This is a genomic window from Kytococcus sp. HMSC28H12 (genome assembly GCF_001816045.1).
Lineage (GTDB): Bacteria > Actinomycetota > Actinomycetes > Actinomycetales > Dermatophilaceae > Kytococcus > Kytococcus schroeteri.
This window is the reverse complement of record NZ_KV824376.1, coordinates 1-3488: the sequence shown is the minus strand read 5'-3', so window position 1 is coordinate 3488 and position 3488 is coordinate 1. Positions and strand designations below refer to the sequence as shown.

Annotated in this window: 1 protein-coding gene and 1 pseudogene; both read right to left on the bottom strand. The window is 69.8% G+C overall.

Features of this window, described 5'->3' with window-relative positions; genetic code table 11:
- Positions 1 to 206: 206 nt before the first annotated feature.
- Positions 207 to 3032, bottom strand: coding sequence for an aconitate hydratase (locus HMPREF3099_RS04395; RefSeq protein ID WP_070704473.1), 2826 nt, complete (start codon positions 3030 to 3032; stop codon positions 207 to 209).
- A gap of 253 nt (positions 3033 to 3285) precedes the next feature.
- Positions 3286 to 3488: pseudogene (locus HMPREF3099_RS04390) on the bottom strand (class I SAM-dependent RNA methyltransferase); the annotation flags it as partial.

Genomic DNA, 3488 nt, shown 5'->3' with positions numbered 1-3488 from the left:
CGCGCCTGACCCTGCTGCCGGCCCACGGCCACCTCCTCCGGGGGCGCTGCACCCCACCGTTCCGCGGCGCCGGCCTCGTGCCGCGCGCCGGCGACACGATAACGCCCACCACCGACGACCTGCGGCACCGACGCACACCACGGCGCCCGCCCCCGGGTGCGGGGACGGGCGCCGTGGAACTCCTACCGCCTCAGCGGTTCACCGCCTCAGGCGGCGAGCTGGCGCAGCACGTACTGCAGGATGCCGTCGTTGCGGTAGTAGGACATCTCACCGGGGGTGTCGATGCGCACCACGGCGTCGAAGGAGACGGACTCGCCGCCCTCCTTCGTGGCGGTGACCTTCAGCGTCTTCGGGCGCTCACCGGCGTTGAACGCCTCGATGCCCTCGATGTCGAAGGTCTCCGTGCCGTCCAGGCCCAGGGACTCGGCGGACTCGCCCTCGGGGAACTGCAGCGGCAGCACGCCCATGCCGATGAGGTTGGAGCGGTGGATGCGCTCGTAGCTCTGGGCGATGACGGCCTTGACGCCCAGCAGGCGGGTGCCCTTGGCGGCCCAGTCGCGCGAGGAGCCGGAGCCGTACTCCTTGCCCGCCAGCACCACCAGCGGCACGCCGGCCTCCTGGTAGGCCTGCGAGGCCTCGAAGATGGTGGTCTGCTCGCCGCCGGCCAGGAAGTTGCGGGTGAAGCCGCCCTCCACGCCGTCCAGCAGCAGGTTCTTCAGGCGGATGTTGGCGAAGGTGCCGCGCACCATCACCTCGTGGTTGCCGCGGCGCGAGCCGTAGGAGTTGAAGTCCTTGCGCTCCACGCCGTGCTCGGCCAGGTACTTTCCGGCCGGGCTGTCGCCCTTGATGGAACCGGCCGGGCTGATGTGGTCGGTGGTCACCGAGTCACCCAGCAGGGCCAGCACGCGGGCGCCCTTGACGTCCGCCACGTCCGAGGGCTCCATGGACATGCCCTCGAAGTACGGGGGCTTGCGCACGTAGGTGGACTCGCCGTCCCACTCGAAGGTGCTGCCCTCGGGGGTCTCCAGGCCCTGCCAGCGCTCGTCACCGGCGAACACGTCGGCGTAGTCCTTGACGAACAGGTCCTTGGTGATGGCCTCCTTGATGGTGGCCTCCACCTCCTCGGGGGACGGCCAGATGTCCTTGAGGAAGACGTCCTTGCCCTCGGCGTCCTGGCCCAGCGGCTGGGACTCGAAGTCGAAGTCCATGGTGCCCGCGAGCGCGTACGCGATGACCAGCGGCGGGGAGGCCAGGTAGTTCATCTTCACGTCGGGGTTGATGCGGCCCTCGAAGTTGCGGTTGCCCGAGAGCACGGAGACGACGGCGAGGTCGTTCTCGGTGATGGCCTGGCTGATCTCCTCGGTCAGCGGACCGGAGTTGCCGATGCAGGTGGTGCAGCCGTAGCCGACCAGGTGGTAGCCCAGCTTCTCCAGGTAGGGCCACATGCCGGCGGCGTCGTAGTAGCCGGTGACGACCTGCGAGCCGGGGGCCATGGAGGTCTTCACCCACGGGGCCACCGAGAGGCCCTTCTCGACGGCGTTCTTGGCCAGCAGCGCGGCGGCCATCATCACCGACGGGTTGGAGGTGTTGGTGCACGAGGTGATCGAGGCGATGGCCACGGCGCCGTGGTCGATCTCGAAGGTCTCGCCGTCCACGGTCACGCGGACCGGCTTGGACGGGCGCTGGCCACCGTTGGTGGAGATGGCGCTGCGCACCGGCTTGCCGGCCTCGGTGGCTTCCTCGGAGGCGTCCTGGGCGGGGGCGTCGGAGGCCGGGAACGAGTCGGCGAGCTCCTTGTCGACGGCGGAGCCCTGGACCTCGTTGCCCTCGACCACGTAGTTCTGCAGGTCGGCGCGGAACTGCTCGGCGGCCTTGGTCAGCTCGATGCGGTCCTGCGGGCGCTTCGGGCCGGCGATGGAGGGCACCACGGTGGAGAGGTCCAGCTCGAGGCGCTCGGAGAAGCGGGGCTCCACCGAGGGGTCGTGCCAGAGGCCCTGCTCCTTGGCGTAGGCCTCCACGAGGGCGACCTGCTCGTCGGAGCGACCGGTCAGGCGCAGGTAGTCCAGGGTGATGTCGTCCACCGGGAAGATGGCGCAGGTGGAGCCGAACTCCGGCGACATGTTGCCGATGGTGGCGCGGTTGGCCAGCGGCACCGAGGCCACGCCCTCGCCGTAGAACTCCACGAACTTGCCGACCACACCGTGCTCGCGGAGCATCTCGGTGATGGTGAGCACCACGTCGGTGGCGGTGGCGCCGGCGGGGATCTCGCCGGTGAGCTTGAAGCCCACCACGCGCGGGATGAGCATGGAGATGGGCTGGCCCAGCATCGCGGCCTCGGCCTCGATGCCGCCGACGCCCCAGCCGAGCACGCCGATGCCGTTCTCCATGGTGGTGTGGGAGTCGGTGCCGACGCAGGTGTCCGGGTAGGCGGTGAGCTCGCCGTCGACCTCACGGGTCATGGCGACGCGGGCCAGGTGCTCGATGTTCACCTGGTGGACGATGCCGGTGCCCGGGGGAACGACCTTGAAGTCGTCGAAGGCGGTCTGGCCCCAGCGCAGGAACTGGTAGCGCTCCTGGTTGCGCTCGTACTCGATCTCGACGTTCTTCTCGAAGGCGTCGGGGCGGCCGAACACGTCGATGATGACGGAGTGGTCGATGACCATCTCGGCCGGGGCGAGCGGGTTGATGCGGTCGGCGTCACCACCGAGCTCGGCCACGGCCTCGCGCATGGTGGCGAGGTCGACGATGCAGGGCACACCGGTGAAGTCCTGCATGATCACGCGGGCCGGGGTGAACTGGATCTCGACGCTGGGCTCGGCGTTCTCGTCCCAGTCGGCGATGGCCTTGATGTGCTCGGCGGTGATGTTCTCACCGTCCTCGGTGCGCACGAGGTTCTCGAGCAGCACCTTGAGGCTGTAGGGCAGGGTCGCGGCGCCCTCGAGGCCCTCGACGTCCTTGATGCGGTGGATCGCGTACTCGTTGTCGCCGACCTTCAGGGTCGACTTGGCTCCGAAGCTGTCGCTCACAACCATTCCCTTCGTCGTGCCGCCCGCGCGCAGGGGCGCCGGGTGGCCGTGGTGGTGGTGCAGCGCGCCGCGAACCGGCGCCCTGCCGTCGTCATCCATTCTGTGACCTCCGGAACGCCCGGTCCACCGAGGTGGACCTGCGTGCAGCAGCGGGGGCGGATGACCTGGAACTTTTTTATCTTGACGTCAAGAGAATATCAGAGGCCCGCCCGTCGCCGATCCCGGCCCTCGGTGGGCCGGGTGCCGTGCCCGCCGCGAGTCAGGGGCGGCGGAGCGTGGCGATCGCCTCGACGTGGTGGGTGTTGCCGAAGGCGTCGAATCCGACCACCTTCTCCACCTGCAGCCCCAGGGTGCGGGCGGTGCCCAGGTCGCGCCCGAGCGCCGCCGGGTCGCACGCCACGTACGCGATGCGGGAGGCGCCGCTGGCGGCGACCGCGTCCATGACCGCCCTCCCGGCCCCGG

Excerpts from the sequence above, each read along its gene's own strand:
- HMPREF3099_RS04395 (WP_070704473.1), bottom strand. The coding sequence starts at position 3,032 with ATGGTTGTGAGCGACAGCTTCGGAGCCAAGTCGACCCTGAAGGTCGGC.